This window comes from Pseudomonas sp. GW823-FHT02F05 (assembly GCF_058797315.1).
On record NZ_JBXAJM010000046.1, the window covers coordinates 1 to 4,478 of the forward strand.

Below are 4,478 nucleotides of genomic sequence, written 5' to 3' on the forward strand. Positions count from 1 at the left end.
ATCGTGGTGGTCGCGCCGTTACCTGCAACTTCCAGTTTTTCGAAGTTGCCGCCGGTGGTTTCGGTGATCTTGACCGTTTGGGTGCTCTTGTCGATGAACACGTCATCGGTAGGCGCGGGTACGGTTACGGTGCCAACAGTGTCGCCAGCCTTGATCGTGATCGACGAGCCGTTATCCAGCTTCAGGGTGACGTCAGTGCCAGCCTTGTTGCTCAAGGTCGCGGTATAGGTAATCTGACCACCTTCGTTAACCGCACTTGGCGCAGTCAGGGTGACAGTCGTTGTGTTGTCGGTACCGGGGGTATCGGTGACAGTGGTGTTCACTGCGGTAGTGCCAGGGACCAGGTTTTCAAAATGCTCGCCGCCAGTCACGCTTTTGATAGCAGTGGTGACGGTTTGGTCGCCTTTGTACACGTCATCCGGCGCGATGGTGGTGATGGAGCCGCTCGACTGATTCACACCGATGGTGATGGTTTTGCCGTTATCCAAAGTCACCGTCAGCGGATTGGTGATGTTAGTCACCGGTGCGCCGTTTTTATCCACAAGGCTGGCGGTGTAGACGATGTTGCCGCCTTCACCAACGGTGGTGGTGGCCGTCAGGACCACATCAACTTTGTCGATGGTGTCGTTGATCGTGGTGGTCGCGCCGTTACCTGCAACTTCCAGTTTTTCGAAGTTGCCGCCGGTGGTTTCGGTGATCTTGACCGTTTGGGTGCTCTTGTCGATGAACACGTCATCGTTAGGCGCAGGGACGGTCACAGTACCAACGGTTTCGCCAGCCTTGATGGTGATCGACGAGCCGTTATCCAACTTGAGCGTGACATCAGTGCCCGCTTTGTTGGAAAGCGTGGCGGTGTACGTAATCTGCCCACCCTCGTTTGCCTCGGACGGAGCCGTCAGCGTCACGGTGGTGGTGTTATCGGTGCCTGGGGTATCGGTGACAGTGGTGTTCACTGCCGTCGTGCCAGGAACCAAGTTTTCAAAGTGCTCGCCACCGGTCACGCCTTTGATGGCGGTGGTGACGGTCTGGTCGCCTTTGTACACGTCATCCGGCGCGATGGTGGTGATGGAGCCGCTCGACTGATTCACACCGATGGTGATGGTTTTGCCGTTATCCAAAGTCACCGTCAGAGGATTGGTGATGTTAGTCACCGGTGCGCCGTTTTTATCCACAAGGCTGGCGGTGTAGACGATGTTGCCGCCTTCACCAACGGTGGTGGTGGCCGTCAGGACCACATCGACCTTGTCGATGGTGTCGTTGATCGTGGTCGTTGCGCCGCTGCCTGCAACTTCCAGTTTTTCGAAGTTGCCGCCGGAAGCGTCGGTGATCTTGACGGTCTGAGTGCTCTTATCGATGAACACGTCATCGCTAGGAGCGGGCACGGTCACAGTGCCAACAGTGTCGCCAGCCTTGATGGTGATCGAAGAGCCGTTATCCAACTTCAGCGTGACGTCGGTACCGGCCTTATTGCTCAAGGTCGCGGTATAGGTGATCTGGCCACCCTCATTCGCTTCGGTCGGAGCTGTCAGCGTTACGGTAGTGGTGTTATCGGTGCCCGGTGTATCAGTAACGGTGGTGTTAACCGGGGTAGTACCTGGAACCAGATTTTCAAAGTGCTCGCCGCCGGTCACGCCTTTGATGGCGGTAGTGACGGTCTGGTCGCCTTTGTACACGTCATCCGGCGCGATGGTGGTGACAGAGCCACTCGACTGGTTCACACCGATGGTGATTGTCTTGCCGTTATCCAGGGTCACGGTCAGCGGATTGGTGATGTTGGTCACCGGTGCGCCGTTTTTATCCACAAGGCTGGCGGTGTAGACGATATTGCCGCCTTCGCCGACGGTGGTAGTAGCGGTCAGGACCACATCTACCTTGTCGATGGTGTCGTTGATCGTGGTGGTTGCGCCGTCGCCTGCCACTTCGAGTTTTTCGAAATTGCCGCCGGTGGTCTCGGCGATCTTAACGGTCTGGGTGCTCTTATCGATAAACACGTCATCGGTAGGCGCAGGGACAGTGACGGTGCCAACAGTTTCGCCAGCCTTGATGGTGATCGACGAGCCGTTGTCCAACTTCAGCGTGACGTCAGTGCCCGCTTTGTTGGAAAGCGTGGCGGTATAAGTGATCTGGCCACCCTCATTCGCCTCGGTCGGAGCTGTCAGCGTTACGGTAGTGGTGTTATCGGTGCCCGGTGTATCAGTAACGGTGGTGTTAACCGGGGTAGTACCTGGAACCAGATTTTCGAAGTGCTCGCCGCCGGTCACGCCTTTGATGGCGGTGGTGACGGTTTGGTCGCCCTTGTACACATCATCAGGAGCAACAACCGAAACGCTACCGCTCGATTGGTTTACGCCGATGGTGATGGTTTTACCGTTGTCCAAGGTAACGGTCAGCGGGTTGGTGATGTTGGTCACCGGCGCGCCGTTTTTATCCACAAGGCTGGCGGTGTAGACGATATTGCCGCCTTCACCGACGGTGGTGGTGGCGGTCAGGACTACGTCGACTTTGTCGATGGTGTCGTTGATCGTGGTGGTCGCGCCGTTGCCTGCGACTTCTAACTTCTCGAAGTTGCCGCCAGTGGTCTCGGTGATCTTGACGGTCTGTGTGCTCTTGTCGATGAACACGTCATCGGTAGGCGCAGGGACAGTGACGGTGCCTACGGTTTCGCCAGCCTTGATGGTGATGCTTGAGCCGTTGTCGAGTTTCAGCGTGACGTCGGTGCCGGCCTTGTTGCTCAAGGTCGCGGTGTAGGTGATCTGGCCACCTTCGTTAACTGCATTTGGCGCAGTCAGGATGACAGTCGTTGTGTTGTCGGTATCGGGGGTGTCGGTGACAGTGGTGTTCACTGCCGTCGTGCCAGGGACCAAGTTTTCAAAGTGCTCGCCACCAGTGACGCCTTTGATAGCGGTAGTGACGGTCTGGTCGCCTTTATAAACGTCATCCGGCGCGATAGTGGTGACAGAGCCACTCGACTGGTTCACACCGATGGTGATTGTCTTGCCGTTATCCAAGGTCACGGTCAGCGGGTTAGTGATGTTAGTCACCGGTGCGCCGTTTTTATCCACAAGGCTGGCGGTGTAGACGATGTTGCCGCCTTCGCCGACAGTGGTAGTGGCCGTCAGAACTACATCGACCTTGTCGATGGTGTCGTTGATCGTGGTGGTCGCGCCGTTGCCTGCCACTTCGAGTTTTTCGAAGTTGCCGCCAGTGGCCTCGGTGATCTGAACGGTCTGCGTGCTCTTGTCGATGAACACGTCATCGGTAGGCGCAGGGACGGTCACGGTGCCAACGGTTTCGCCAGCTTTGATGGTGATGCTTGAGCCGTTATCCAACTTCAGCGTGACGTCAGTGCCCGCTTTGTTGGAAAGCGTGGCGGTGTAAGTGATCTCGCCACCCTCATTCGCCTCGGTCGGAGCCGTCAGTGTCACGGTAGTGGTGTTATCGGTGCCCGGTGTATCGGTAACGGTCGTGTTAACTGGGGTAGTACCTGGAACCAGATTTTCAAAATGCTCGCCGCCGGTCACACCCTTGATAGCAGCGGTGACGGTCTGATCGCCTTTATAAATATCGTCTGGCGCCACGGTGGTAACGGTGCCGCTGGATTGGTTAACACCGATAGTAATGGTCTGACCGTTATCCAAAGTGACGGTCAACGGGTTAGTGATGTTAGTCACCGGCGCGCCGTTCTTATCCACAAGGCTAGCGGTGTAGACGATATTGCCGCCTTCGCCAACGGTGGTGGTAGCGGTCAGGACCACATCGACTTTGTCGGTGGTGTCGTTGATCGTGGTGGTTGCGCCGCTGCCTGCAACTTCCAGTTTTTCGAAGTTGCCGCCGGTGGTTTCGGTGATCTTGACCGTTTGGGTGCTCTTGTCGATGAACACGTCATCGGTAGGGGCGGGCACGGTCACGGTGCCAACGGTTTCGCCAGCTTTGATGGTGATGCTTGAGCCGTTGTCCAACTTCAACGTGACATCAGTGCCCGCTTTATTGGAAAGCGTGGCGGTATACGTCACCTGACCACCTTCGTTCGCCTCGGTTGGGGCTGTCAGCGTCACAGTGGTGGTGTCGATCGAATCGGTAATGGTGGTAACCGCTGGCGTGGTGCTCGGCACCAGGCTCTCGAAATTGCCGCCAGTCGCGCCCGTAATCGTCGTACTGACGGTGCTGCCGTTGACGTAGACGTCATTAGCCGGCGTATCAACGACAATGCTGCCTGTCGACTCACCCGCTTTGATGGTGATCACCGAGCCATTGCTCAAGGTGACATTCACAGGCGTCTGCGCCGGGTTGGTCAAGGTGGCGGTGTAGGTGATCTGGCCGCCTTCGGTTACGGTCGAACCCGCGGTCAGGGTGACCGTGGTGGTGTCGATCGAATCGGTAATGGTGGTGACCGCTGGCGTTGTATTCGGTACCAGGTTCTCGAAGTTACCGCCCGTTGCGCCCGTGATCGTGGTGCTGACCGTCGAACCATTGTTGTA

At 57.0% G+C, this 4,478-nt stretch carries 1 protein-coding gene; it reads right to left on the reverse strand.

Features of this window, described 5'->3' with window-relative positions; translation table 11 throughout:
* On the reverse strand, positions 1 to 4,478 hold a 4,478-nt coding region (locus tag AC1RAC_RS28205), incomplete at both ends, for an immunoglobulin-like domain-containing protein (RefSeq protein WP_492617178.1).